Below are 25,709 nucleotides of genomic sequence, written 5' to 3' on the forward strand. Positions count from 1 at the left end.
GGCCGGGCGGTTGGCTCCCTGTCGTCGGCGGCCGGTGCCGGATCAGACGCCGACCGTCTCCTCGACCTCTTCCTCGATCTCTTCCTCGGCCTGTGCCTTCTCCTGGTCCCCCGCCGTCTGCGGCGCGGCGGGCCCGGCGAGGGCGGTGGGGGCGGCGGGCGCCGTGGCCGGCTGGACCGCGGTGGTCTCGCCGTGGCCGGCCGCGTGCCGGGCGTGCCGGGGGCGCTCGTACAGGGCCGCGATCCCGGTCACCACGAGGCCGGCCAGCAGCCAGACCACGAGGGTCCACACGTTGCGCCCGAGGCCGTCGTCGCCGAAGTACAGCAGGCTGCGGATGCCCTCGACGAAGCCGGCGCCGTTCCAGAAGGCGTGCAGGGTGCCGAAGAAGCCGTTCTGGAGCTCGGGGCGGAACAACCCGCCGGAGCTCGTGAAGTTGAGCATCACGAACAGCACCATCATGGCCAGCGTGGTCCAGCGCTTGAGGAAGGTGTGCAGACCGACGCCGATGAGGAGGATGCCCGCCGAGTACAGCCACGCCATGCCGAACAGGCTCGCGAGGTCGTGGTGCGCGAGGTGGAACACCGGCCCGGCGAGCAGGGTGCCGATGCCGCCGACGACGGCGGAGACGCCGAGCGCGAGCAGCGCCCGTATCCGCATCGGGAGCGCGCCGCCCGCGGCGCCGAGGGCGGCGACCGAGGCGTAGGAGCCGATGCTGACCGCGATCAGCAGGAAGAACAGGCCCTGGCCGGTGGGGTCGTCGGAGACCGGCTCGGCCACGTCGGTGATCTTCAGCGGGAGGCCCTGCCGGGCGGCGACCGGGGTGAAGACCTTCTCGACGGCGGTCGCGCCCATGTCCGAGGCGGCGCTGGCCACGAGCAGTTCGGGCGCCTTGGCGCTCGGCACGTAGGCGCCGGTCACGTCCCGGGACTTCAGCAGTTCGACGGCGTCGGCGCGGGTGGCGACCGTACGGACGTCGAGCTTGTCCCCCGCGGTGTCCTTGACCGTCTGGGCGAAGACCTTGGCCCGCGGGGTGGTGCCGACGACGGCGACCGGCAGGTGGTGCGGCTCGGGGGTGACGAAGGCCCCCATGTACGCGAGCCCCATGCCGATGCACATCAGCAGCGGGGTGATCAGGTGCGTGAGCACGTGACGCAGTGCCGGTGACCTCATCGGGCGACCTCCAATGGTTGGCTTATACAACTTCAGCTTCAAGTTGTACTATACAACTAGAACGCCTGAGGAGGTATTCCCGTGAGCTCAGCGGAGTCGGCCGTCGAGACGATCCAGCGCGAGATGACGATCTTCGCCCGCCGGGCCCGCGCCTCGGCGGGCCGCATGCACCCCGAGCTGTCGCTGGTCTCGTACACCCTGCTCGGCCACCTGGAGGAGCAGGGCGGCTGCCGGGCCACGGACCTCGCGGCGCACTACGCCCTCGACAAGTCCACGGTGAGCCGGCAGGTGGCGGCGCTGGAGCGGGCCGGGCTGATCGAGCGCCGGCTGGACCCGGAGGACCACCGGGTCCAGGTGCTCCATCTCACGGAGGCGGGCGAGGAGATCCTCGCCCAGGTGACCCGCAGCCGCCGGGCCGCCTTCCACGAGCGGCTCGCCGACTGGCCTCAGGAGGACCTGGTCCGCTTCGCGGCCTATCTGGAGCGGTACAACGCGGGGCGGGGCGACTCCGGGGCCGAGTGAGACTCCGGGTGCGGCGGCGCGGCGCACGCCGGTTTCCCGCGACGGCTACGGCTACGCCACCGGCACCGCCGCGTGGTCGTCCTCGGCCAGGCGCTCGGGGACACGGGCCGCGCCGAACGCGGTGCGGCGGCGCAGCCGGAAGCCCAGGGACTCGTACAGCCGGATCGCGTTCGTGTTCTGGGCGCCCGTGTGCAGGAACGGCGTCTCGCCGCGCTCCCGGATGCCGTGGGCGACGGCGCGGATCAGCCGCGTCGCGAGGCCCTCGCCGCGGTGGGCCGGGTCGGTGCAGACCGCGCTGATCTCGGTCCAGCCCGGCGGGTGCAGCCGCTCCCCCGCCATGGCGATCAGCGCCCCGCCGCGGCGGACGCCGAGGTAGGTGCCGAGTTCGATGGTGCGCGGCAGGAACGGTCCGGGCCGGGTGCGTGCCACGAGGTCGAGCATCTCGGGCACGTCCGCCGGGCCGAGCGGAACCGCCTCCGGGTCCGGCGCGGCGTCGAGACCGTCGTCCACGAGCTGCACGCCCTCGACGCGGAAGGTGATCTCCCAGCCGTCGGGGACCTCGCCACGGTAGCCCAGCAGCGGAACCTCCGCGCCGGGACCCGCCAGCGCTGCGAGGTCCGCCCAGTCCCGTGCGTCCGGCTCGTCGGGCAGGGCGAGCCACGGGGTGACGTCGACGGGATAGCGCACCACCCGGCCGCGCCACTCGGCGAAGCGCGCGTGCGGGCCGGTCAGCGCGGCCAGGGCGGGGCGGTCGAGGACGTGCGGGGCGGCGGCGGACGTCCGGTCGCCGCCGCCCGGTCCGGCTATGAGGCTCACGCGGCCACCTCGATCACGATCTTTCCGAGGGTGTGGCCGTCCTCGACGGCGCGCAGCGCCCGGTCGGCCTGCTCCAGCGGGAAGGTGCGGGTGACGTACGGCTTCAGCTCGCCGCGCACGGCGAGGTCGGCGACCGCCTCCAGGACGGCGGCGGTGCGGGCGCGCTGGACCTGCGCACCGCCGAGCTCGGCCACGGTCTCCAGCGGGGAGCCGACGGTGACCAGCTTGCTGCGGTCCTTGAGCAGTTCGGCGGCCTCGGCGAGCACCGGCCCGCCCACCAGGTCGTACACCCCGTCGATCCCGTCGGGCACGGCGGCGCGCACCCGCTCGACGAGGCCGGGACCGGAGGGGCCGTAGGGGACGTGGACGGCGCCGAGCGACTCCACGAACTCCCTCTTGCCCTCGCTCGCCACGCCCACGGCCCGCAGTCCGAAGGCCCGGGCGATCTGCACGGCCGCGCTGCCGACCCCGCCGCCGGCGCCCGTGATCAGCAGTGTCGTCCCGCCCGGCAGGTCGAGCTGGCGGATGCCGTCGTAGGCGGTGGCCGCGGCGACCGGGAGGGTGGCGGCGTCGGTGTAGGACAGCGCGGCGGGCTTGTGGACGGTCACGTCGGCGGTGAGCAGGGCGAACTCCGCGTACCCGCCGCTGGCGGTGCTGCCGAACACCTCGTCGCCCACCGCGAAGCCGGTCACGCCCGGGCCGGTCTCCGCCACGACACCCGCGGCCTCGCTGCCGAAGACCCGGGGGAAGGGGCGCTCGCTCTCACCAGGGCGCCGGAAGCCCTTCCGCAGCTTCCAGTCGACGGGGTTGACCCCTGCCGCGCGCACCGCGATCAGGATCTCGCCGGGGCCGGGGCTCGGACGGTCCAGTTCGGTCAGCGCCTCGGCCTCCGGTCCGCCGTGCCGCGTGTAGACATACGCCTTGGGCATGTTCTCTTCCTCGCTTCTCTCGCGCTGCCACCGGTGTACCGGCACCCGCATCGAGCGCAAAGGAGAAGCGCCGCAGAGCTATTCCCGGGGCCCGAAAGAGTTCATGCGGGCGCAATGATCACGCGGTGACCTGGGACGGAGCACCCGGAACGACAGCGTACGGTTGAACCATGAACGTCACGCGAGGCTTCACGGGCCGTCCGCGCGTCGACAACCCGGGGCTGCCGCCCGGGCAGTACGACGCGGGCGAGGACTGGCCCGTCCTGTCCGCCGAGGTCACTCCGGACCTCGCGCCGGCCGACTGGTCCTTCCGTATCGACGGCCTGGTCGAGCGGCCGCAGAGCTGGGACTGGGACGCGGCGCACAGGCTGCCGGAGTCGGCGTACGCCGGCGACATCCACTGTGTGACCGGCTGGTCGAAGTTCGGCGTGCGCTTCGGCGGCGTCAGTCTGGACGCGTTCTTCGACGTGGTGCGGCCTCAGGGGTCCGCCACCCATGCCGTGGCCTACTCGCACACCGGCTACACCACGAACCTGCCCCTCGCGGACCTCACCGGCGGGCGCGCCTGGATCGTCTGGGAGTACGGCGGCGAGCCGCTGCCGTCCGAGCACGGCGGCCCGGCGCGGCTGATCGTGCCCCATCTGTACTTCTGGAAGAGCGCCAAGTGGATCGCCGGTCTCACGCTGCTCGACCACGACGAACCCGGCTTCTGGGAGCGCAACGGCTACCACGGGCGCGGCAACCCCTGGGAGGAGCAGCGGTACTCCGGTGACTGAGACGGCGACGACGAACCCGACGGCCACGGCCGGCGGCCCCCTCGTCCCCGCGACACGGTTCGCCGTGCCGGGGCGGATCGAGGTGAGCGACCCGGCGGCCGCGGTGTGGCAGACGGCCACGCTGACCGAGATCCGGCGCGAGACGCCGCGGACGGCCACCTTCCGGCTGGCCGTGCCCGCCTGGGCGGGGCATCTGCCCGGCCAGCACCTGATGCTGCGGCTGACCGCGCCGGACGGCTACATCGCGCAGCGCCACTACTCCCTCGCGTCGGCGCCCGACGACTCGGGGCACATCGAGCTGACCCTGGACCACGTCCCGGGCGGCGAGGTCTCCGGCTGGTTCCACACGGTGGCCCGACCCGGTGACACGGTCGAGGTGCGCGGGCCGCTGAGCGGCTTCTTCGCCTGGCCGGGCGACCGGCCCGCGCTGTTGGTCGGCGCCGGTTCCGGCGTCGTACCGCTGATGTCGATGGTGCGCCACCACCGGCTGCGCGGCCTCGACGTGCCGCTGCGCCTGCTGGTGTCCGCGCGCAGCCCCGAGGAGCTGATCTACGCGTCCGAACTGGGCGCGGAGACGACGCCCGTGTTCACGCGGAGCGCCCCACAGGGGGTGCCGGTGGGACGTATGGCGGCGGCACATGTGGCGCCGCTCCTGGCCGAGCGGCCTTCCGGTGGGTGGGAGGCCTATGTGTGCGGGTCCAACGCGTTCGCCGAGCACGCCTCCCGGCTGCTGGTCGCGGCGGGGCAGCCGGTGGAGCGGATCCGCATCGAGCGCTTCGGCTGACCCCCCGTCCGGAACACGGTCCGGAACGTGGCCCGAGACATCCTCCGGAACACCGTCGGGAGCAGGACTGGAACACCTGTCCGGGTCGCGCGCCGGGGCCGGGCGCGCGACCGTGGGGCGCATGGCTCGTTCCGCGCTCCAAGCGGGCTTGAACTCGCGGTTCGCGGCGTGAGCGAGGGGCACCGTACGGGGTACGAGACGGGTGTGGACGCTCGTGTGCGTGAGCGATGGGGGACGGCGGGCCCGTGAAGCGGTCCGTCCGGCGCTCCGGCTCCTACGGGGCGAGGAGGTGGACATGCGGACCCGGGTTCATGGCTGGCGCTGGCAGCGCAATCCGCTGCGGCGCCGCTCGGACGTCGTGGAGGCGTGGACGGTGCTGGTCGTCTCCGTCCTGCTGTTCGTGGTGGTGCCCCTGGCCGGAGTGGCCGCGGGCCTGCGCGCGTACGACCAGGCCGGCTCGCTCGCCGCGGCGGCCCGTGCCGAACGGCACCAGGTGCGCGCCCGGGTGATCGGCGAACCGCCGCGCCGGGTGTCCGCCGTGGAGGGCGACCGTGAGCGACCCTACCGCGCCCAGGTGCGCTGGACCGAACCCGGCAGGGGGACCCGGACGGCGTGGACCCGGGTGCCGGCGGGGACCCGGGCCGGCGACACGGTCTCCGTGTGGCTCGACACGCGGGGCCGGGACGTCGCCCCGCCGCCGGACGACGCGGCGATCGTGCAGCATTCGGTGACCGTCGGCGTGTGCGCGGCGGGCGGCGCGGCCGCCGTCGTGCTCCTCGGGCACGCGATCGAGCGCCGGATCGCGCTGCGGCACCGGATGGCGGAGTGGGAGCGCGGGTGGGCGCGCACCGGGCCGAAGTGGACCCAGCCCAGGACGTGACAGCGACCCGACCACTGTGTCCGGCCGGGGTACCGGGACCACCCGGGAGCAAGCGCTTACTCATCGCGTGAGCAGGCGTGTCGCCCATCAGGAAACCGTAGGGCATGCCCCCTTGGGCCTGGCCGGTCCTCCGATCATCCCCGTACGGTGAGTCGACGCACTGTCCCTTCACCAAGGCGGTTGTTGATGGCCCTGTTCGACCTTTCCCTCGACGAACTGCACGCGTACCGAAGCGAGTCCACCGAGCCCGAGGACTTCGACGCCTTCTGGGACAAGACCCTGGAGCAGGCGCGCGAGCTCGAACTGGACGCCCGCTTCGAGCCGGTGGACACCGGGCTGTCGACGGTCGAGGTGTACGACGTGACCTTCGCCGGGTTCGGCGGCCACCCCGTCAAGGGCTGGCTGCGGCTGCCGGCCGGCGCCACCGAACCCCTGCCGCTGGTCGTGGAGTTCATCGGGTACGGCGGCGGGCGCGGGCTCCCGCACGAGAACCTGCTGTGGGCGTCGACGGGCCGAGCGCACTTCACGATGGACACCCGCGGCCAGGGCAGCGCCTGGGGCGCGGGCGGCGGCACGGCGGACCCGGTCGGCGCGGCACCGGCGTACCCGGGCTTCATGACGCGCGGCATCGACGCGCCCGAGAACTACTACTACCGGCGGGTGTTCACGGACGCCGTACGCGCGGTCGAGGCCGCCCGCTCGCACCCGCTGGCCGACGCCGCGCGCACGGTGGCGCTCGGTGCCAGCCAGGGCGGCGGCATCGCGCTGGCGGTCGGCGGCCTGGTCCCGGACCTGGTCGCGGTCGCGCCGGACGTGCCGTTCCTGTGCGACTTCCCGCGCGCCACGACGCTGACGGACCGTCACCCCTACCGGGAGATCGGCCAGTTCCTCAAGACGCACCGCGGCCGCTCGGCGGAGGTGCAGCGCACCCTGTCGTACTTCGACGGTGTGCACTTCGCGGCCCGCGGCCGGGCGCCGGCACTGTTCTCCGCCGCCCTGGAGGACCAGACCTGCCCGCCGTCGACGGTGTTCGCGGCCTTCAACTCCTGGGCGCAGGAGGACAAGGCGATCGAGGTGTACGACTTCAACGACCACGAGGGCGGCGGGCCGTTCCACGAGGCGGCGAAGGTGCGCTGGCTGCGGTCGTACGCCTGACGGCGCGTCGTCCGTCTGACAGCGCGGGGCGGGTTTCGGCCGAACCGCCATACCGCTCTTCCCTTGTGGTTTAGACCAATGCAATGGTGGTCGCGCAATGAGCCCGCACGGCTACGTCTTGTCACCACAGGAGGGCGCGGCATGGCCCGCACCACCCCGCACGAACCCGAGCAGAGCCACGAACCCGCACGGCTCGACGACCGGCCCCTGTACGGGCGGATCGCGGCTCTGCTGCTCGACGAACTGCGCGCCGGCACCATTCCGCCCGGCGAACGGCTGCCCGGCGAACGACACCTGGCCGCCCACTACCAGGTCAGCCGGGAGACCGTCCGGCAGGCGCTGGAGGTGCTGCGCCGGGGCGGTCTGGTCGCCACCGACCGGCGCGGCAGCCATGTCACGCTGCCCGGCCGGCCGGTCGAGGCGCCGGGGACCCCGGTCTTCCCGCTGGGCGCCCGCTCGGCGGACCCGTGTGCGGTCGACCGGGCCACGGTGACCTGGGAGGCGCCGCCGCCGGAGCACGCGCGGGCCCTGGGCCTCGCCCCGCAGCGGCCGACGCTGGTGCACCGCTACCGGTCGGCCACCCCGGACGGCCGGTCGCTGCGCACCGCGGTGACGTCGTTCTCGGCGGTGGCACTGGCCGAGGTCGCGGAGCTGGCCCGCTACCGGGGCCGGGCCGACGGGGCCACCCCGGCGCAACTGCGACGGGCCTACGACTGGATGCGCAGGGCCGGTCTGACCCTGCACCACCGGGACGCCATCAGCCAGGTCGGCGACGCCTCCTCGGTGCGGGTGACCCGCCGGGTGCACGACCAGTACGCCCGGCCGCTGGAGATCACCGACCTGGTCGTGAACGAACAGGACATGCTGGTCTACGAGTTCACGCTGCCCGCCGCGGGCTGAGGCCTGCGGGCCACCACCAGCCGGACCCGCGGGCCGCCGTCGCCGCGCCGCCCGAACTCCGGCAGGGCCCGCAGTTCGGTCACGAAGCCGGCCTCCCCCAACTCCCGCAGGACGCCGCCGAGTCGGAAGGACCGGTAGTACATGACGAACGGCGGCCGCCACAGGGCGTTGCGCACCCGCATCACCGTGTCGAAGCCGAGCAGGGCCCAGTAGCCGGGCCGCGTCGGGCGGGGCGGGGCGAGCACCGGGAAGGCGAACCGGCCGCCGGGCCGCAGGGCCGCGTGGACCCGTGCGAACAGCCCCGGCAGCTCGCTCGGCAGGAAGTGGCCGAACGCGCCGAAGGAGACCACGAGATCGAAGGCGGCCGCGAACGGCAGGGCACGGGCGTCGCCGCGCACCCAGGCGACCCCGGGCCCGCCGGCGGGCGGCCGTACCCGGTGCCGGGCCACGTCCAGCATGCCCGCGCTGAAGTCGACGCCGGTGACGCTCCGGTCGCACAGGCCGGTCAGCGCCTCCACTCCCGCACCCGTGCCGCAGCACAGGTCGAGCCCGTCCGCGAACGGGCCGAGCGGGGCGAGCGCCGTCGCGACCGACTCCAGCACCGCGTCCGGTGTCCGGAAGGGGGTGCGGTCGAACTTCGGGGCGAGCAGGTCGTAGCCCCGCTCGACGGACGACAGTGCCTGGACCGCGAGTTCGCGCAGGGTGGGGCCTTCGGGACCGAACATCGTCTCAGCCCAGGCTCACCCGCCGCGTGAGGACCGCGAGGGCCCGCTCGCACCAGCGCAGGTTCTCCTCCTCGAAGGAGATTCCGGCCATGAGGGTGAGGTACGGCCCGACGCGCTCGGCGGTGCGCAGGTACTCCTCCTCGCCGCGCCCGTCCAGCAGGCGCTCGCGCACCCGCCGGTAGCGGTCGAGCTTTCCGCGCGCCCAGCCCCTGCGCTCCTCGATCAGCGCCCGGGTGACCTCGGGGTCGCCGCCGTCCATGGCCTGGATCTTGATGAGGAGCTCGTCGCGGACGGCCGTGGGCCGCTTCGGCGGCTCGGCGGCGAACGCGCCCAGCTCGGCCCGGCCGGTCGACGTGAGCGTGAACATCCGTTTGTTGGGCCGCCGTTCCTGCTGCACGGTGCGGGCCTCGACGAGCCCGTCCTGCGCGAGGCGCTCCAGTTCCCGGTAGAGCTGCTGCGGGGTGGCGGGCCAGAAGTTCGCGAGCGAGACGTCGAACACCTTCGACAGCTCGTAGCCCGAGGCCTCGCCCTCCAGCAGGGCGGCCAGGACGGCGTACTTGAGCGACATGTGGACAGGCTAGCAGCCGTTGATTAATCTCATCCGCACCTATTCAATTAATTGATTATGCGAGGTGATCCGATGCGCGCGTTCCGCGAGGCGGTGGAGGCCGGGGACATCGACGCCGCCGTGGCGTTGCTGGCCGAGGACGTCGTCTTCAGCAGCCCGGTCGTCTTCAAGCCGTACCCGGGCAAGGCGATCACCGCGGCGATCCTGCGCACGGTCTCCCAGGTCTTCGAGGACTTCCGGTACGTCCGCGAGATCGGCGCCCCGGACGGCGCCGACCACGCGCTGGTCTTCAGGGCCCGGGTGGGCGACCGCGAGCTGACCGGCTGCGACTTCATCCACGTGAACGAGGACGGGCTGATCGACGACTTCATGGTCATGGTCCGTCCGCTGTCCGGCGCCCATGCGCTCGCGGAGGCCATGGGGGCGCGGTTCGACCGGATCGTGAAGGAGGCGGAGGCGGAGGCACGGTCGGCGTGAGCACGCCCTCGGCGGTCGCCTTCTCGAAGGCCAGGACCATGTTCCCGCCCGTGCGCACGCCGTTGTAGAGGTCACCCTCGGGCGCCGGCGGGGGCGAGCCGGACGGGCAGGGTGCGCACACTGTTGCCCACGAAGCCGGAGTGCGGCAGCAGATCGGCTTCGGCCGCGGCGACTTCGAGGCCGGGGAAGCGGGTGAACAGCCGCTCCAGCGCGACAGCGGCCTCCAGCCGGGCCAGCGGCGCGCCGAGGCAGTAGTGCGCGCCGTGCCCGAGGGAGAGATGGCGCACGGCGTCGGTTCGGGCGGGGCGGGTGACGTCGAAGCGGTCGGCGTCGGGACCGTACGCGGCCGGGTCGCGGCCGGCGGCGGAGTAGCCGGCGAGGACGGGGAAGCCCGCGGGGATGCGGGTGCCGTCGACGGTGAGGTCCCGCACCGCATAGCGGAACGGGAAGTAGCTGACCGGCGCGTCCCAGCGCAGCGTCTCCTCCACCGCGTCCGCCCAGCGCACCCTGCCCGTGCGCACGAGGTCGAGCTGGTCGCGATGGGCACACAGGGCGCGTACGGCGTTGGTGACGAGGTTGAGGGTGGTCTCGTGTCCGGCGACGATCATCAGGACGAGGGTGCCGATCAGCTCCTGGTCACTGAGCCGGTCGCCACCCTCGTCGCGGGCGGCGATCAGCGCGCTGGTGAGGTCGTCGCCCGGGTGCGCTGCCTTCGCCGTCGCGATCCGGTCCAGTACGGCGACGAGTTCGCGGTTGGCGGCGACGGCCCGGGCGGGTGTGATGTCGGTGGCGACGACCTGGCTGCTGAGGTGGTGCAGCCGGTCGCGGAACTCGGCGTCCACGCCCAGGAGTTCGCTGATGACTGCCATCGGCAGCGGCAGGGCGAAGTGCCGCCGCAGATCGGCGACACCGTCACCGGCGTCGGCGGCGCGGGCGAGATCGTCGAGCAGAAGTTCGGTCAACTCCTCGATCCGAGGCCGGAGTTCGGCCACCCTGCCTGGCGTGAAGGCCCGGCTGACCAGGGACCGCAGGCGGCGGTGGTCGTCGCCGTCCGCGGTGGTCATGCCCCGCACGGTCGCGAAGGTCAGCATCGGCCAACCGGGGCCGATCCGGCCCTCCCGCAGGGCCGTGAAGTGCCGTGCGTCCTTGGCGACTTCTGGGTGCTGGAGGAACTCCTTCAGCGCCTCGTGCCCGAGCACGGCCATCCCCTCGATGCCGCCGGGCAGTTCGACCGGGGCCACAGCTCCGTCGGCCAGCAGCCGCGCGTTGACGGCGTGCGGGCAGCCGCCGGAGGGGTCCAGACGGTACGGGGGCCGGGCGGGAGGGGTCTCCACGGATTCTCCTGACGGTCGGGCGGGCCGGGAATGAACGCGGACGCCATCATGTTGACCGAAGCGGACGCACGGGTATAGTGCGATCAGCGCATGTGCGTGTCCCGTCGTACGGACACCGGTGTCGCGCACTTCTCCGCCAGCCCCTCGGCCATGGCGTTCGACCGGCCCGGGCTTCCTCTCAGCACCACCTCGTGACCAGGGCGTTTCCGCCGTACCCGAGGTGCCGTTCCCGCCGCCCGGAGGCATGCCGTACGCGCCGTACGCGCCTCCCGTTCGCGGCCTCTCCCCCCTTCCCACGCTTTCTCTTCCGTCCGCGAAAGGACTCCGCACCATGACCACCACACTCGAACACCCTCCCATGGCCCCGCAGGCCCCGGCCGCCCGGCTCGTCACCGGTGTCCTCGACATCGACGCGCAGGGGAAGGGGCACCTGCGGCCCGTGAACCTCCTGGCCACCCCCGCCGACCCCCAGGTCCCGGCGGCCCTGATCCGCCGCCACGGACTGCGCAAGGGCGACCTCGTCGAGGGCGTCCGGGGCGAGAAGCGGGCGCTGACCGAGGTCTCTCGCGTCGAGGGCCGTGCCCCGGCGGACGTGCGCGAGCGGCGCCGTTTCCGCGACCTCACCCCGCTCCACCCGCACGACCGCATCCGCCTCGAACACCCCGCGGCCGGGCTGGCCGGCCGCGTCACCGATCTCCTCGCGCCGGTCGGCAAGGGCCAGCGGGGACTCGTCGTGGCCCCGCCGAAGACCGGCAAGACGGTGCTGCTCCAGCAGCTCGCCGCGGCCGTGGCCGGCAACCACCCGGAGTGCCGGCTGATGGTCCTGCTGCTGGACGAGCGGCCCGAGGAGGTCACCGAGATGCGCCGCTCGGTGCGCGGCGAGGTGTACGCCTCCACGTTCGACCGGAGCCCCAGGGAGCACATCGCGCTGGCCGAGCTGCTCGTCGAGCGGGCCAAGCGCCTGGTCGAGGCCGGTGAGGACGTCGTCGTCCTGCTGGACTCGCTCACCCGGCTGTGCCGGGCCCACAACAACGCCTCCGCTGCCGGCGGGCGCACCCTGAGCGGCGGTGTCGACGCGGGCGCGCTGCTCGGTCCGAAGCGGTTCTTCGGCGCCGCCCGCCAGGCCGAGGAGGGCGGCTCGCTCACCATCCTCGCCACCGTGCTGGTGGACACCGGCTCACGTGCCGACCAGTACTACTTCGAGGAGCTGAAGAGCACCGGCAACATGGAGCTGCGGCTCGACCGGGAGGCGGCCGCCCGCCGCCACTTCCCCGCCGTCGACATCGACGCGACCGGCACCCGCCGCGAGGAACTCCTGCTCGCCCCGGCCGAGTTGACGGCCACGCACGGTCTGCGCCGGGTGCTGCGCGGTCGCGAGGGCGGTCCGTCCGGCCTGGAGACCCTGCTGGACCGGCTGCGCGCCACACCGGACAACGCCACGTTCCTGCGGCAGATCCGGCCCACCCTGCCCGCCGGCTGAACCCGCCCGGGGTGCCTCGTCCGGGTTGCTCGCATGGGCCGAACGGACCGCAGCGCGCGAGGAGCGGCAGCCCCATTCGTACGTTGATCTGTATGTTCAACGGACTTTCTCAACGGGCGGCCGTCACGGCCTGTGCCCTGTGCGCGGCGGGGGTCCTGACGCTCTCACCGGCCGCGGCCTCCGCCCGGCACCATGCCGCGGCCCCCGTCCCGTCCCCCGGGGAGCCGGCCCCGGCCGGCCCGAGGGCGAGGATGCCCGGACCGTCCCTGCTCTACGGCTCCGGCACACAGGTCCGGCCGCACCGCGACGCGCCCGAGGTGCCGAACGTGTCGGCGCTGTCCTGGGTGGTGGCCGACGCCCGCACCGGGGACGTGCTGGCCGCGAGCGGCGCCCACCGCAGACTGCCGCCCGCCAGCACGCTGAAGACCCTGTTCGCCCTCACGGTGCTGCCGACGCTGCCGAGCGGGATGCGGCACACCGTGCGGAACGAGGACCTGGCGGGCATCGGCGCGGGCAGCAGCATGGTCGGCATCAAGGAGGGCCAGACCTATCAGGTGGCCGACCTGTGGCGCGGGGTCTTCCTCCGCTCCGGCAACGACGCCGTCCACGTGCTCGCCTCGATGGCCGGCGGCTGGGACGCCACGGCCACGCGGATGCAGGCCAAGGCCCGCTCGGTCGGCGCCCTGGACACCCATGTCGTCTCCCCGGACGGCTACGACGCGGACGGCCAGGTGTCCTCGGCGTACGACCTCGCGGTCTTCGGCCGGGAGGGACTGCGCAACCCCGACTTCGCCCGCTACTGCTCCACCGCCCAGGCCACGTTCCCGGCCGACGGCTGGTCGTTCGGGATCCAGAACACCAACCGCCTGCTGACCGGCGCGAACGGCGTGCAGCCGTACCGGGGCCTGATCGGCATCAAGAACGGCTACACCAGCAATGCGGGCAACACCCTGGTGGCCGCGGCCGACCGGGGCGGACGCACGCTCGTCGTCACCGTGATGAACCCTCAGGGCGGCGGCTTCACGGTGTACGACGAGGCCCGCGAACTACTGGACTGGGGCTTCGACGCGGCCGGGCGGGTGGATCCGGTCGGCTCGCTGGACGGATTGCGTGTCACGTCCCGCCCGGCCAAGCCCCCGGCCGCACCGGTGGCCGCCGCCGCGTCGCAGGCACCGGGCGACGGCGTGGACTGGCCGCGCACGGCGGTCATCGCGGGGCTCTCCGGGCTCGGCGCGGGCGCCTTGACCCTGGCGCTCCAGCGGCGGGCCAGGAACAAGGCCGCGCGCCGCTGACCCGTCGGCAACCCCAGCAGCAGGCCCAGCGTGATCCACGTGTAGGCGTTGCTGCCGAGGAAGCCGCCGACGCCCGAGGCGCCGTCGTACCAGAGCCACACCACGCTCGTGCACAGCACCGCGTACAGGGCGCCCGCGATCCGCGGGCGCCCTGCGCGGACCAGCACGGCGAAGGACGGCAGCAGCCACACCAGGTGGTGCACCCAGGTGATCGGGCTGACCAGGCAGGCCGCCGCCCCGGTGAGCGCGAAGGCCGCCGTCCAGTCGCCGGCCGTCACCGCCCGCCGGGTCCGCCAGGCCCACACGCACAGCGTCAGCAGGACGAGCGTCGCCCACAGCGGGCGGCCGGTCTCGCCGAGGCGGGCCAGCACGCCCTGGAGCGACTGGTTCGACACGTAGTCGAGCCGCCCCACCCGGCTGGTGTCCCACAGGGCCTCGGTCCAGTAGTAGTGGGACGCCCGCGGGTCGGCCCAGGCCGCGAGCGCGGTCGCCGCGGCGGCGACAGCCGTCGCGACAGCGGCCGCGCGGCGGCGCCCGGCGAGCAGCAGCAGGCCGATGAACAGGGCGGGCGTCAGCTTCACGGCGGCGGCCAGCCCGATCCCGGCACCGGCCCAGCGCCCCCGGCCGGTGGCCAGCAGCCAGCAGTCGGCGAGGACGAGGGCGAGGAGCACCAGGTTCACCTGGCCGAAGCTGAAGGTGTCCCGCAGCGGCTCGAACAGCGCGAGCAGACAGAGCAGCAGCGCCCAGCGGTACCAGCCGTGCCGTCGCCAGCCGGCACCGGCGAGGATCCGCAGGACCGCCACCAGCGCGGCCAGGTTGATCAGGAGGGACAAGGCGATCGCGGCGGTCCGGCCCAGCGGGGCCAGCGGCAGCATGGTGAGGGCGGCGAACGGCGGATAGGTGAAGCCGTACGCGGTGCCGGGCACGTGGTAGTCGTAGATGCGGCCGCCGTGGCGGACCCAGGTGTGCACGGTGCCGTAGTAGACGCGCAGGTCGAAGAAGTCGCGCAGCAGCGGCACGGTCGCGGTGAAGACGGTGACCGCCGCGGCGAGGGCGAGGACCAGGAGCAGCCGGCCCCTGCGGGTACGCGGCCCGATCGGACCGGTCAGCGCGCTCATGCGGGACGTCCCGGGGCCGGGGCCTGCGCCGCCTGGTGGGCCTGCCACAGCACGACGACGCCGAGGACCCCGCCGGAGACGGCGAGCACCAGCTGCCCCAGGTCGGCGGGGCCGCCGCTGGGCAGGACGGCGAGAGCGAGCACGCCGGCCAGGGCCGCGACCCGGTGCCGTACCGAGGTCTCGGGCGCGGCGGCGGCGATGAGGAACAGCCCCCACAGCAGGTACCAGGGGCGGATCGCCGGGCCGAAGACGGCGACGGTCAGCAGGCTCAGACCGAGCGCGTACACGGGCTTCAGGCGCAGCCGGAGCCATATCAGCGCGACGACCACGGCGGTGACCGCGAGGCCCAGCAGGTGCCAGGCCGGGACGGCGAGCGGGGCCAGACCGCTGCCGAGGTGGTGGAGCAGGGCGCCGGTGGCCCGGCCGAGCAGGCTCGTCAGGGCCCAGTTCTGCGGGGAGACCGGGGTGGCCAGCGCGCCGATCCAGCCGTAGCCGGTGCCGGCGACGGCCGTGGCGGCGACTGTCGTCGCGGCAGCGGCGCCGGCTGTGGTCAGGACGGCGGGCAGCGGGTGGCGGCCGGAGCGGAGCTGGAGCGCGAGCACCGCGAGCAGGCCGAGCGCCGCCGGCGCCTTGACCAGGGCGGCCAGTGTGACGAGGGTGGCCGCGAGGATCCCGGCGGCCGGCCGGCGGCCGCGCGCGGCGACCAGGCCGAGCCCCAGCAGACCGAGCATCAGGGCGTCGTTGTGGGCGCCCGCCACCAGGTGCAGCAGGACCAGCGGGTTGAGGGCGCCGAGCCAGAGGGCGGCGGCCGGGTCGGCGCCGCTGTGCCGGGCGAGCCGGGGCAGCGCGAGCGCCATGAGCGCCACGCCGAGCAGCGCGACCAGGCGCATGCCCAGCAGGCCCGCGGGCAGTTCGCCGCGGGTCAGCCCGGACAGTGCGGAGGCCAGCCCGAGGAAGGCGGGGCCGTAGGGGGCGCCGGTGTGCTGCCACGTGGGCGCGACCTCGTCGGCGAGCGGGCCGCCGAGCTGGGCCGGGCCATGGGCGTAGACGTCCATGTGGGCGTCGACCATGGCGCCCTGCGCGAGATAGCTGTAGACGTCCCGGCTGAACAGCGGCGGCGCGAGCAGCAGCGGGGCCGTCCATACCGCCAGGACGAGCAGCAGGGCGCGCGGGCTGGGCGGCCGGGGTCCGCGCACCAGGCGGCCGAGCAGCACCCAGGCCGCTATCAGCAGGACGACACCGAAGTACACGCCGACCAGCCCGAGCGCCGCCTGCGCCGAGGCGGGGGCCAGCAGATCCTGCACGGGCAGGGCACCGGCGGTCTCACCGCCCAACGCGAGGAAGGCGGTACCGGCCAGCCCGAGCAGCTGACAGCGGCGGAGATCGACGGGGAATGCCATGGCCAACACTGAGTCAGCGTGTCGACGTCGGGTGGCCGGAAGACTACGGTCCCACCACCGAAGGGCGGCCCGGACGTGTCCGGCGTGTGAGGAACAGTGCCCCACCCAGCGCGGATCTCCCGAACCGAACCTCCCGAACCGCTCAGAACACCGACAAACCAGTCAGCGTCGTGAAGCGGTCCAACGCCGCCACTCCGGCCACCGAGTTGCCGCGCTCGTCCAGGCCGGGGCTCCACACGCACAGCGTGCAGCGGCCCGGGACGACCGCGATGATGCCGCCGCCCACTCCGCTCTTGCCGGGCAGGCCCACGCGGTAGGCGAAGTCGCCGGCCGCGTCGTACGTCCCGCAGGTCAGCATGACCGCGTTGACCTGCTTGGCCTGACTGCGGGTGAGCAGCCGGGAGCCGTCGGCGCGGATACCGTGCCGGGCGAGGAAGCCGGTGGCGAGGGCCAGGTCGGCGCAGGAGGCGGCGACGGAGCACTGCCGGAAGTACTGGTCGAGCAGCACCGTCACGTCGTTGTCGATGTTGCCGTAGGAGGCCATGAAGTGGGCGAGTGCGGCGTTGCGGTCACCGTAGGCGGTCTCGGAGGCGGCGACCTCGTGGTCGAAGTCCAGTGCCGGGTTGCCGCTCTCGGCGCGCAGGAAGTCCAGGAGCTGTCCGGCGGCGTCCTCGGTACGGGTCTGGAGGCGGTCGGTGACGACGAGCGCGCCCGCGTTGATGAAGGGATTGCGCGGGATGCCGTTCTCGTACTCCAGCTGGACCAGGGAGTTGAACGGGTTGCCGGAGGGTTCGCGGCCCACGTGCTCCCAGAGTTCGTCGCCCTCGCGGGCCAGGTCGAGGGCGAGCGTGAAGACCTTGGTGATCGACTGCGTGGAGAACGGTTCGCGCCACTCCCCCACCCCGTACACGGTGCCGTCCAGCTCGGCGACCGCCATGCCGAAGCTGCGCGGATCGCGGGCGGCGAGAGCCGGGATGTAGTCGGCGGGACGGCCGCGGCCGGGGGTGTGGCCTATCTCCTCGGCGATGCGCTCCAGGACCGGCAGGAAGGTGTGGGACGACGTCGTTGTCATGATCGCCATTGTGCCTCCCAGCCGGTCCCGGAGCGTAATCGAGCGTGCGTTGCCGCAGGTCAGGCGACCGGTGCTCCGCTGCCCGCGAGGACCTCGGGGCGCAGCAGGTCGGCTAGCCGCTCGGCGGGCAGCAGGCCCTTCTCCAGCACGAGTTCGGCCACGCCGCGGCCCGTGACGAGAGCCTCCTTGGCGATGTCGGTCGCCGCCGTGTAGCCGATGTGCGGGTTGAGCGCCGTGACCAGGCCGATGGAGTTCTCGACGCTCGCGCGCAGCCGCTCGGTGTTGGCGGTGATGCCGTTCACGCAGCGCTCGGCCAGCGTCAGGCAGGCACTCTGGAGATGCGTGATCGACTCGGACAGCGAGTGCAGGATGATCGGCTCGAAGGCGTTGAGCTGGAGCTGTCCGGCCTCGGCGGCCATCGTGATGGCGACGTCGTTGCCGATCACCTCGAAGGCGACCTGGTTGACCACCTCGGGGATGACCGGGTTGACCTTGCCCGGCATGATCGACGAACCGGCCTGGACGGGCGGCAGGTTGATCTCGCCGAGGCCCGCGCGCGGTCCGGAGGAGAGCAGCCGCAGGTCGTTGCAGCTCTTGGACAGCTTGACCGCGATCCGCTTGAGCACGCCGGACATCTGGACGAAGGCACCGCAGTCCTGGGTGGCCTCGACCAGGTTGGCCGCGGTGACCAGCGGCAGCCCGGTGATCGCCGACAGGTGCCCGCGGGCGGCCTCGGCGTAGCCCGGGGACGCGTTGAGTCCCGTGCCGATGGCCGTGGCGCCGAGGTTGATCTCATGGATCAACTCGACGGCCTCGGCGAGACGGCTGCGGTCCTCCTCGATCATGACGGCATAGGCCGAGAACTCCTGGCCGAGCGTCATCGGCACGGCGTCCTGCAACTGTGTACGGCCCATCTTGAGCACGTCACGGAACTCGACGGCCTTGCGGGCGAACGAGTCCTGCAGTACAGCCATGGCCTTGAGCAGTCCACGTACCGCGAACACCGTCGCTACCTTGACGGCGGTCGGGTAGACGTCATTGGTTGACTGCCCCAGGTTGACGTCCTCATTGGGGTGCAGATACGCGTACTGCCCCTTCTCGTGCCCGAGGAGCTCCAGCGCCCGGTTCGCCACGACCTCGTTGGCGTTCATGTTGGTCGACGTACCGGCGCCGCCCTGGATGACGTCGACGACGAACTGGTCGTGCAGCGCGCCCGCCCGGATCTCCCGGCAGGCGGCGACGATCGCCCCGGCCTTCTCGGGCGCCAGCAGCCCCAGTTCCTGGTTGGCGAGCGCGGCGGCCTCCTTGACGGCGGCCAGGGCGTCGATCAGATGCGGGTACGCGGAGATCGGCGTACCCGTGATGGGGAAGTTCTCGATGGCCCGAAGGGTGTGCACACCCCAGTAGGCGTCGGCGGGTACGTCACGGTCGCCGAGCAGATCGTGCTCGCTGCGGGTGGCGGCGGTCATGAGGGTTCAGGTCCTCTGTTTCTGAGGGGGTGAGGGTGATCGGGGTTCAGTGACGGCGGACTACGCACACGCGGGCTGCGAAACCGGGTCCAGTGCGCGGACAGCGCGCACGCACCCCACCGGCTTCCCGCCGCCGAGCAGCGATTCGCCCGCGAACTCGGTGAGCAGCCCGGGATCCACGCCCGCGCGCGCGAGCGCGGCCGCGGCGACCGGGATCCGCGCCCGGTTCGCCCCGTCGGCGATCTTCACGGCGATGGCCCGGCCGTCGGGCAGCGCGGCGACCTGCACGCCCTCGAAGCCGTCCTTGGCGAGCAGCCCCGGCACGGCCCGCATCAGCGCGGCCACGTCACGGCCGGAGCCGGAGGCCATCTCGGCGTGCTCGCGCATCGCGTCGGCGACCTCGGCCTCCGGCGTGCCGGGCGCGGCCGAGGTGATCCGGGCGAGGGCGCGGGCGAGTCCGTGCAGGGAGATGGAGAACAGCGGCGCCCCGCAGCCGTCCACGGTGACGCGGGCGACGCGCTGGCCGGTCAGGTCCTCGACGATCTCCTGGATCGCCTGCTGGAGCGGGTGCGCCGGGTCGAGGTAGTCCTCCAGCGTCCAGCCGTTGAGCCGGGCGGTCCACAGCATGGCCGCGTGCTTGCCGGAGCAGTTCTGCGCGAGCCGGGAGGGCAGCCGGCCCTCGCGGACCCAGGCGTCCCGGACGACCGGGTCGAACGGCATGTCGGGGACGTTGCGCAGGTCGTCCTCGGTGAGTCCGGCGAGTTCGAGGATGCGCCGGGTGCCGGCGAGGTGGCGCTCCTCGCCGGAGTGGCTCGCGGCGGCCAGCGAGAGCAGGTCGCCGTCGAGCGGCAGCCCGGCCCGCAGCATGGCCACGGCCTGCAGCGGCTTGACGGCCGAGCGCGGGTAGAAGGCGGCCTCGATGTCGCCGAGCTGGAACTCCACCCGGCCGTCGGCGCCGAGGACGACGACGGAGCCGTAGTGGATGCCCTCGACGACCCCGCCGCGGACGAGGTGGGCGACGGGAGCGTGGAGGGGTTCGCGGACGACGGGTGCGTCGGCGGGGGAACTGCTGTACATCACTGCCTGTATCGGTGGGTCGGTGCGGGCCGGTTCGCGGGTCACGCGTCGGCGCCGGTGGACGAGCGCGCTATGCGGCCGCGGATGGCGTACCAGCCCGCGACCAGCGCTGCGACGATCAGCGGGAGGCACAGCACGGTGGTGCGTCCGGCGCCGCCGTCGGCGTACATGAGGACCAGGACGGAGACGAGGAACGCCAGCGTCACGATCTCGGTCCAGGGGGAGCCCGGCAGCCGGTAGGACGGCCGGGTCAGCTCGCCCTTCTGGGTCTTCCGCCAGAAGAGCGCGTGACAGACCATGATCATGCCCCAGGTCGCGAGGATGCCGATCGCCGCGAAGTTGAGGACGATCTCGAACGCGTCGGCGGGGACGACGTAGTTGAGGCCCACACCGAGGACACAGATACCGCTGGTGAGCAGGATCCCGCCGTACGGGACCTGGCTGCTGCTCATCTTCCCGGTGAACTTCGGCGCCGAGCCGCTCATGGCCATGGAGCGCAGGATGCGGCCGGTGGAGTACAGGCCGGAGTTGAGCGAGGACATGGCCGCGGTGAGGACGACGAGGTTCATCACGCCGCCGGCCGCCGGGACGCCGATGTGGGACAGGACCGTCACGAAGGGGCTCTCGCCGGACCTGTACACGTTCCAGGGCAGCAGCATCGAGAGCAGGACGACGGAGCCGACGTAGAACAGGCCCACGCGCCACATGATCGAGTTGATCGCCTTCGGCATGATCTTCTCGGGGTTCTCGGTCTCGCCGGCGGCCACGCCGACCAGTTCGACGGAGGCGTAGGCGAAGACGACGCCCTGGATGATCAGCAGCATCGGCAGCAGGCCGTTGGGGAAGATGCCGCCGTTGTCGGTGATCAGGGACGGGCCGGGCTGGTGGCCGTCGACCGGGTGCTGGGTGACCAGCAGGAAGATGCCGATGCACATGAAGATCACCAGCGCGCTGACCTTGACGATCGCGAACCAGAACTCCAGTTCGCCGAAGATCTTGACCGAGATCAGATTGACGGTCAACACAACGGCCAGCGCGATCAATGCGATCAACCATTGAGGGATGTCCGAGAACATGCCCCAGTAGTGGGTGTACGTGGCGACCGCGGTGATGTCGGCGATACCGGTGGTGGCCCAGTTCAGGAAGTACATCCAGCCGGCGGTGTACGCGCCCTTCTCCCCGAGGAACTCCCGGGCGTACGACACGAAGGCGCCGGAGGACGGGCGGTACAGGACGAGCTCGCCGAGGGCGCGCACGACCAGGAAGGCGAAGAGGCCGCAGACGGCGTACGCGATGAACAGGGAGGGTCCGGCGTCGGCGAGCCTGCCGCCCGCGCCGAGGAAGAGGCCGGTGCCGATGGCCCCGCCGATGGCGATCATGTTGACGTGCCGGTGCTTCAGGCCTTTGCTGTAGCCGGCGTCTCCGGCGTCGACATGGCCGGACGAGGGGCGCGTCTCGTCTTTGAGGTGCTGCTCGCTCACGCCTCGGGTCCGCCTTCCGTGGGGAGGTCGTGCGTCCGCTGGGGACGCACGATGTCGGTGAGGGTCGTCTCGACGCGGTCCAGGTGGTGGCTCATCGCCTCCACCGCGTCGGGTTCGGAACCGTCGATCAGCGCCTCGACGATCTCCCGGTGCTCGCGGTTGGACTGCTCGCGGCGGCCGCCCAGCTCGTTGAGGAAGGCCGACTGACGCGCCAGTGCGTCGCGGATCTCCTCGATGACCCGGCGGAAGACCGGGTTCTGCGCGGCCTCGGCCACGGCGAGGTGGAAGAGGGTGTCCATCGCGACCCACGCGGTGGTGTCCGTCTCCCGCTCCATGCGGTCGAGCAGGTGCGCCAGGTGGTCCAGGTTCTCGGGCGTGCGGCGCAGGGCCGCGTACCCGGCGACCGGGATCTCGATGTGCCGGCGCACCTCCAGAAGGTCGCTGGCCGCGTAGTCGCCGAAGGTGGGGTCCTCGACGGCGTTCGCGACGACGAAGGTGCCCTTGCCGGTCCGGGAGACCGTGAGGCCCATCGTCTGCAGGGCCCGCAGCGCCTCGCGCAGCACGGGCCGCGACACCTCAAGGGTGCGGCACAGCTCGGCCTCGGAGGGGAGCTTGTCACCGATGGCGTAGTCGCCGCGTTCGATGGCGCCGCGGAGGTGGCCGAGTACAGCTTCCATGGCGCTCACGCGCCGGGGGCTCCGACCACCTGTCTGGCTGTCTGACAGGTTCACGAGTGACGATCCTGCGGGTTGCCCGCAGATACTGTCAAGGCATCCGGTAAGGAAACATTCACGGGGTGCGGATGCCTGAAAACAGGCATCCGCACCCCGTGGGTGATCAGCGGTCTTCGGTCAGGCGCTGAGCACGCCCGTGGCGAGCAGGCCGAGCAGGCCCACGCCGATCACGATCCGGTAGATCACGAACGCGTTGAAGGAGTGCTTGGCGACGAACTTCAGCAGCCACGCGATGGAGGCGTAGGCGACGACGAAGGACACGAGGGTGCCGACGGCCAGCGGGGCCGCGCCCACGCCGGCGCCGAGGGCGTCCTTCAGCTCGTAGATGCCTGCGCCGGTCAGGGCCGGGATGCCGAGGAAGAACGACAGCCGGGTGGCGGCCACGCGGTCGAGGTCCAGGATGAGCGCGGTGGACATGGTGGCGCCGGAGCGGGAGAAGCCGGGGAAGAGCAGGGCGAGGATCTGGGAGCAGCCGACCCACATGGCGTCCTTGAACGAGGTGTCGTCCTCGCCGCGCTTGTGCCGTCCCATCTGGTCGGCCGCCCACATCACGCCGGAGCCGACGATCAGCGAGCCGGCCACCACCCACAGCGAGCCGAGGGCGCCGTCGATCAGCGGCTTGGCGGCCAGGCCCACGATGACGATCGGGATGGTGGCGGCGATCACCCACCAGGCGAACTTGTAGTCGTGGTGATAGCGCTCCTCGCGGTTGGTCAGACCGCGGAACCAGGCGGAGACGATGCGCTTGATGTCCTTGAAGAAGTACACGAGCACGGCGGCGATGGCGCCGACCTGGATGACGGCGGAGAAGCCGACCACGGACTTGTCGTCGACGGGGATGTTCATGAGCCCCTCGGTGATCTTCAGGTGACCGGTGGAGGACACCGGGAGGAACTCGGTCACCCCCTCGACGACTCCGAGGACGACGGCCTGACCGACGGAGATGGCGCTCATGGGATCCAGTTCTGGGGAAGAGGAGGAACGGCTGGTCGACAGTGCTGTAGACGGTCTTACTATGCCCGACCGTAGGGCAAGAGCCAGGCAAACAACGTACCGGCGAGGGCGAACCCCGCGAGCGCTGCAGCGAGCCCGGCCGCCACGCTCGCGACGACGTTGACGGCAGCGTAGAGCCCCGAGCCGACCCTGGTCGGCCGCAGGGTCTCGCCGGAGAAGGCGGCGCACGGCGCCGGCGCCCCGCACAGTCCGGCATCCAGGAGAAGTTGCAGGTGAAAGCCTGTGACCCCGGTGGACACGACAGCTGCGAACGTCCCGAGGACGAGGCGCCCGGAGCTGTTCGCGACGAACGTACCCCAGGGGACGACCGAGTCGTGGCGGGCCCGCACGGCGCGGTCGGCGAGGTGGCCCAGGAGCGCGCCGGCCACGACCTCCGCGGTCATCATGGGCAAGTTCACGACGAACTCTTACCTGCTGCCCCCGGCGGGCGGGGGCCGGAACACGGATCCGCTCCCGGGGCCGGGCCTCACCAGCCCTTCTCGAAGACGCGGGCGACCTCGGCGATGCGGATCTCGTCGCGCCGGTAGCAGACGCGGCAGCGCACGCGGCGGGTGCGCAGCAGGCCGAGGCGGGTGAGGAAGTCGAGGTGGGCGCGGGCTGTGCGGGGCGGGACGCCCAGCTTGACGGCGACGGCCCGCGCGGTGACACCGGTCTCGGCGAGGTCGCCGCGCCCGCGGGCCGGGAAGTGGGCCGCCGGGTCCTTGAGCCACTCCAGGATGGTGCGCCGTATCCGGCCCGAGGGTGCTCCCGTCATCCGTCCGCCCTCCGTCGCCGCCTCCTCGTACGCAGTGTTCCCACTGTGGCCCGGGCGACGCCGTCGTGTGCGGCACTCGACGGCCGTTGTCCGGTACGGGACGGGCATGCGGCCGAGGAGTAACGGGCCCGGGCCGTGTACGACGACGGGGGCCCGGCCGCCCCTTACGGCCGGGCCCCCTGCTGGGGTGGTTCAGCGGTGGCTGAACCACGTCATGGAGGAGAGCGCCTTGTCGTCGTAGCCGAACAGGGCCTGGTTCTCCCAGCCGTTGCCGGAGGTGGCGTCGGTCGGGTCCCAGCCGTTGCCGGACACGGCGGTCCAGGTGCCCTCCCAGTAGAAGACGCCGAGGCCACGGCCGCCCGGGACGGCCTCCACGATGCTCGCGACGTCGTTCATCCACTTGGTCTGGCCGGCCACGGTCGCCGGGTAGCCGGAGACCAGCTTGGCGGTGGTGTCGATCTGGTTCTCCAGCGCGTCGTTGTTGGCCAGTGTGAACGGGTAGGCGGTCTCGGCGACGAAGACAGGCTTGCCGTAGCGGGAAGCCGCGTCGTCCAGGGTGGTCTGGAAGTCGGAGAGCGGGCCGTGCCAGTAGCCGTAGTACGACAGGCCGATCACGTCGAACTTCACGCCGTTCGCGACCGCGTTGTCGAACCACCACTCCGTGCCGGACTTGTCACCGCCCTTGGCCAGGTGCAGCGCGACGACCGTGGAGGAGCTGACCGCCTTGGCGGCGTCGTAGCCCGAGTTGAGCAGACCGGCCAGCTGGCTCCAGTTGGACGTGGAGCCCTCGGACCACAGGATGCCGCCATTGATCTCATTGCCGATCTGGACCATGTCGGCGGTGGTTCCTTGAGCCTTCAACGCGTTCAAGACGTCGTACGTGTGGTTGTACACGTCCGTCTTGAGTTGACTGTATGTATGGCCCGTCCATGCGGCCGGCTTGGTCTGGGCTCCGGGGTCCGCCCAGGTGTCCGAGTAGTGGAAGTCGACCAGGAGCTTCATGCCCTGCGCCTTGATGCGCTTGGCCATCGCGAGGACGTGTGCCCTGTCGTTGAAGCCGTCCGCCGGGTTCACCCAGACCTTCAGGCGGGCGTAGTTCATGCCGTACGACTTCAGGATGGCCAGGGCGTCGCCCGTGGTGCCCGAACTCGTCTTGTAGACACCGCCCTTGGCCTCGCTCTTGGCGAGGGAGGAGATGTCGGCGCCGTGGATGGACGTGCCGGTGGTGCCGGATGTGAAGGTCAGATCGTCAACATTGATCCAGTTGCCGGCATTCGCGTCACTGTTGATGCTGATGGTGCACTGACTGTTCGTCACCTTGATCGGCGTGACGATACGGATCCACCCACTGGACGAGAGGGGCAGATCGGTGCGCTGTTCGGCACTCCCGCAATTCTTGAGCGCTATGTACGCGGCGTTCTGCCCGCCACTGGAGCGGACCCAGGCGGTCAACGTGTAGTCGCCGTTGGTCAGGCCCGACACGTACTGGTACGTCTCCACCTTGTAGGCGGACGCCGCGTACTGGGTGAGGCGGTAACTGCCGCTGTGGCCGCCGGACTCGGTGTACGAGGCCCCGGTGTCGCCGTACTCGGACCAGCCGGTGGGTGTGGCCGTGCCGGTGCCGTCGGCCTCGAAGCCGCTGTTGGTCAGCGTGCTCGCGGCGTGGGCGGCCTGCGCGGGCAGGAAGGTGAGGGCGAGCCCGGCCGTGAGCGGCAGCAGCAGGGCTCTGGTGGTGCGTCCGGGATGGAACTTCATCGTCCGTCGTCCCTTCGACGTGACTGG

The 25,709-nt window shown here is 72.3% G+C and carries 25 protein-coding genes and 1 pseudogene; 9 read left to right on the top strand and 17 right to left on the bottom strand.

From position 1 onward, the window contains the following. Positions 1-42: 42 nt before the first annotated feature. On the bottom strand, positions 43-1,170 hold the full coding sequence (locus AC4OXY_RS10135) for a hypothetical protein (RefSeq protein WP_491993726.1): 1,128 nt from the start codon (positions 1,168-1,170) through the stop codon (positions 43-45). A 123-nt stretch (positions 1,171-1,293) separates the two neighbouring features. Here AC4OXY_RS10135 and AC4OXY_RS10140 point away from each other — a divergent pair, with 123 nt between their 5' ends. Then, positions 1,294-1,692: a MarR family winged helix-turn-helix transcriptional regulator gene (locus AC4OXY_RS10140; RefSeq protein WP_356023768.1), complete on the top strand. Its 399-nt coding sequence runs from the start codon at positions 1,294-1,296 to the stop codon at positions 1,690-1,692. A gap of 51 nt (positions 1,693-1,743) precedes the next feature. On the opposite strand, the gene AC4OXY_RS10145 is transcribed toward AC4OXY_RS10140, so the two are convergent. Then, positions 1,744-2,508, bottom strand: coding sequence for a GNAT family N-acetyltransferase (locus tag AC4OXY_RS10145; protein ID WP_356023662.1), 765 nt, complete (start codon positions 2,506-2,508; stop codon positions 1,744-1,746). Then, positions 2,505-3,437, bottom strand: a complete 933-nt coding sequence (locus AC4OXY_RS10150) for an NADP-dependent oxidoreductase (RefSeq protein ID WP_491993727.1) — start codon at positions 3,435-3,437, stop codon at positions 2,505-2,507. The genes AC4OXY_RS10145 and AC4OXY_RS10150 overlap by 4 nt, the downstream gene beginning before the upstream one ends. Before the next feature lie 170 nt (positions 3,438-3,607). Here AC4OXY_RS10150 and AC4OXY_RS10155 point away from each other — a divergent pair, with 170 nt between their 5' ends. The 5 genes from AC4OXY_RS10155 to AC4OXY_RS10175 all read left to right on the top strand — a co-directional run bounded on the left by AC4OXY_RS10155 (position 3,608) and on the right by AC4OXY_RS10175 (position 7,932). Continuing rightward, positions 3,608-4,213 (top strand): sulfite oxidase-like oxidoreductase, encoded by a 606-nt coding sequence (locus AC4OXY_RS10155; protein ID WP_362822929.1) that lies wholly within the window; start codon positions 3,608-3,610, stop codon positions 4,211-4,213. Then, positions 4,206-4,997 (top strand): ferredoxin reductase, encoded by a 792-nt coding sequence (locus tag AC4OXY_RS10160; RefSeq protein ID WP_491993728.1) that lies wholly within the window; start codon positions 4,206-4,208, stop codon positions 4,995-4,997. The genes AC4OXY_RS10155 and AC4OXY_RS10160 overlap by 8 nt, the downstream gene beginning before the upstream one ends. 295 nt (positions 4,998-5,292) lie before the next feature. Beyond that, positions 5,293-5,877 (top strand): Rv1733c family protein, encoded by a 585-nt coding sequence (locus AC4OXY_RS10165; RefSeq protein ID WP_356023656.1) that lies wholly within the window; start codon positions 5,293-5,295, stop codon positions 5,875-5,877. 186 nt (positions 5,878-6,063) lie between these two features. Continuing rightward, positions 6,064-7,032: an acetylxylan esterase gene (locus AC4OXY_RS10170; protein WP_362822927.1), complete on the top strand. Its 969-nt coding sequence runs from the start codon at positions 6,064-6,066 to the stop codon at positions 7,030-7,032. 141 nt (positions 7,033-7,173) lie between these two features. Continuing rightward, entirely contained in the window at positions 7,174-7,932 is a 759-nt protein-coding gene (locus tag AC4OXY_RS10175; RefSeq protein WP_356023652.1) for a GntR family transcriptional regulator, read from the top strand. Here the strand turns inward: AC4OXY_RS10175 and AC4OXY_RS10180 are convergent. Together AC4OXY_RS10180 and AC4OXY_RS10185 are read right to left on the bottom strand one after the other, a co-directional pair. Continuing rightward, positions 7,902-8,657, bottom strand: coding sequence for a class I SAM-dependent methyltransferase (locus tag AC4OXY_RS10180; RefSeq protein ID WP_491993729.1), 756 nt, complete (start codon positions 8,655-8,657; stop codon positions 7,902-7,904). The two genes, AC4OXY_RS10175 and AC4OXY_RS10180, sit on opposite strands and share 31 nt — an antisense overlap. A gap of 4 nt (positions 8,658-8,661) precedes the next feature. Continuing rightward, a complete protein-coding gene (locus tag AC4OXY_RS10185) occupies positions 8,662-9,225 on the bottom strand; it encodes a PadR family transcriptional regulator (protein WP_376295179.1) in 564 nt (187 codons plus the stop codon). A gap of 72 nt (positions 9,226-9,297) precedes the next feature. Here AC4OXY_RS10185 and AC4OXY_RS10190 point away from each other — a divergent pair, with 72 nt between their 5' ends. Continuing rightward, positions 9,298-9,702 (top strand): nuclear transport factor 2 family protein, encoded by a 405-nt coding sequence (locus tag AC4OXY_RS10190; RefSeq protein ID WP_356023646.1) that lies wholly within the window; start codon positions 9,298-9,300, stop codon positions 9,700-9,702. A 71-nt stretch (positions 9,703-9,773) separates the two neighbouring features. On the opposite strand, the gene AC4OXY_RS10195 is transcribed toward AC4OXY_RS10190, so the two are convergent. Further along, positions 9,774-11,036 (bottom strand): cytochrome P450 family protein, encoded by a 1,263-nt coding sequence (locus AC4OXY_RS10195; RefSeq protein ID WP_402069366.1) that lies wholly within the window; start codon positions 11,034-11,036, stop codon positions 9,774-9,776. A 331-nt stretch (positions 11,037-11,367) separates the two neighbouring features. Between AC4OXY_RS10195 and rho the strand changes: the two genes are divergently transcribed. Together rho and AC4OXY_RS10205 are read left to right on the top strand one after the other, a co-directional pair. Further along, the gene (gene rho / locus AC4OXY_RS10200) at positions 11,368-12,516 is read left to right on the top strand and encodes a transcription termination factor Rho (RefSeq protein ID WP_491993730.1); all 1,149 of its coding nucleotides are present in this window, start codon (positions 11,368-11,370) and stop codon (positions 12,514-12,516) included. A gap of 251 nt (positions 12,517-12,767) precedes the next feature. Further along, positions 12,768-13,463 (top strand): annotated as a pseudogene (locus AC4OXY_RS10205) (D-alanyl-D-alanine carboxypeptidase family protein); the annotation flags it as partial. Between the two features lie 59 nt (positions 13,464-13,522). On the opposite strand, the gene AC4OXY_RS10210 reads toward AC4OXY_RS10205, so the two are convergent. The 11 genes from AC4OXY_RS10210 to AC4OXY_RS10260 all read right to left on the bottom strand — a co-directional run bounded on the left by AC4OXY_RS10210 (position 13,523) and on the right by AC4OXY_RS10260 (position 25,682). Next, the gene (locus AC4OXY_RS10210; protein WP_491993731.1) at positions 13,523-14,926 is read right to left on the bottom strand and encodes a glycosyltransferase family 87 protein; all 1,404 of its coding nucleotides are present in this window, start codon (positions 14,924-14,926) and stop codon (positions 13,523-13,525) included. Then, entirely contained in the window at positions 14,923-16,326 is a 1,404-nt protein-coding gene (mptB, locus tag AC4OXY_RS10215) for a polyprenol phosphomannose-dependent alpha 1,6 mannosyltransferase MptB (protein WP_491993732.1), read from the bottom strand. Before mptB ends, AC4OXY_RS10210 begins: the two co-directional genes overlap by 4 nt. A gap of 142 nt (positions 16,327-16,468) precedes the next feature. Beyond that, positions 16,469-17,407, bottom strand: coding sequence for a glutaminase (locus AC4OXY_RS10220; protein WP_356023637.1), 939 nt, complete (start codon positions 17,405-17,407; stop codon positions 16,469-16,471). Between the two features lie 50 nt (positions 17,408-17,457). Then, positions 17,458-18,867: an aspartate ammonia-lyase gene (gene aspA, locus AC4OXY_RS10225; protein ID WP_356023635.1), complete on the bottom strand. Its 1,410-nt coding sequence runs from the start codon at positions 18,865-18,867 to the stop codon at positions 17,458-17,460. A 60-nt stretch (positions 18,868-18,927) separates the two neighbouring features. After that, entirely contained in the window at positions 18,928-19,944 is a 1,017-nt protein-coding gene (locus AC4OXY_RS10230) for an asparaginase (RefSeq protein WP_356023633.1), read from the bottom strand. A 41-nt stretch (positions 19,945-19,985) separates the two neighbouring features. Next, positions 19,986-21,425 (bottom strand): amino acid permease, encoded by a 1,440-nt coding sequence (locus tag AC4OXY_RS10235; RefSeq protein ID WP_356023631.1) that lies wholly within the window; start codon positions 21,423-21,425, stop codon positions 19,986-19,988. Beyond that, positions 21,422-22,102 (bottom strand): FadR/GntR family transcriptional regulator, encoded by a 681-nt coding sequence (locus tag AC4OXY_RS10240; protein ID WP_356023764.1) that lies wholly within the window; start codon positions 22,100-22,102, stop codon positions 21,422-21,424. Before AC4OXY_RS10240 ends, AC4OXY_RS10235 begins: the two co-directional genes overlap by 4 nt. A gap of 174 nt (positions 22,103-22,276) precedes the next feature. Then, on the bottom strand, positions 22,277-23,113 hold the full coding sequence (locus AC4OXY_RS10245) for an undecaprenyl-diphosphate phosphatase (protein ID WP_356023629.1): 837 nt from the start codon (positions 23,111-23,113) through the stop codon (positions 22,277-22,279). 59 nt (positions 23,114-23,172) lie between these two features. Continuing rightward, positions 23,173-23,571, bottom strand: coding sequence for a CrcB family protein (locus AC4OXY_RS10250; RefSeq protein ID WP_491993733.1), 399 nt, complete (start codon positions 23,569-23,571; stop codon positions 23,173-23,175). A 68-nt stretch (positions 23,572-23,639) separates the two neighbouring features. Beyond that, entirely contained in the window at positions 23,640-23,927 is a 288-nt protein-coding gene (locus AC4OXY_RS10255) for an ArsR family transcriptional regulator (protein ID WP_356023625.1), read from the bottom strand. A 192-nt stretch (positions 23,928-24,119) separates the two neighbouring features. Then, positions 24,120-25,682, bottom strand: coding sequence for a glycosyl hydrolase 53 family protein (locus tag AC4OXY_RS10260; protein WP_491993734.1), 1,563 nt, complete (start codon positions 25,680-25,682; stop codon positions 24,120-24,122). Positions 25,683-25,709 lie beyond the last annotated feature (27 nt).

The organism is Streptomyces sp. HUAS MG56 (assembly GCF_058673395.1).